1 pseudogene is annotated in these 374 nt (G+C 47.9%); it reads left to right on the forward strand.

What is annotated here, in order from left to right:
- Positions 1 to 357, forward strand: a pseudogene (locus tag AB4486_RS24060) (glycerol-3-phosphate ABC transporter ATP-binding protein); the annotation flags it as partial.
- Positions 358 to 374: the final 17 nt, after the last annotated feature.

Here is a 374-nt window from a genome sequence, read left to right on the forward strand (position 1 = left end):
TTCGTTGCCTCATTCATTGGCTCGCCAGTCATGAACTTTCTGCCAGCTGACACCTATGAGGCGCTCACTCATAAAGGCTTAGTGCCAAAAGGGGTTGTATCCGTCGGACTGCGCCCTAATCAGGTTTGTGTCGACTCCATTAACCCAAATTGCACAATGACTGTAGAAGTCATGGAGCCGCTCGGTTATGCCCGTCTCTATTATGGGCATTTGAACGGTTCAGCCTTCATTGTAGAAAGTGATGAACTGTATGACGTGGGTGACGCTCTGCCTATCAACCTGCCTAATTCAGTGCAACATTGGTTTGACGACAACGATGAACGAGTACTCGATATCGAGGTTTCTCATGCCGCATGATTTTAAGGTACACACAC

The organism is Vibrio sp. 10N.222.55.C6 (assembly GCF_041473395.1).
Classification (GTDB): domain Bacteria; phylum Pseudomonadota; class Gammaproteobacteria; order Enterobacterales; family Vibrionaceae; genus Vibrio; species Vibrio crassostreae_C.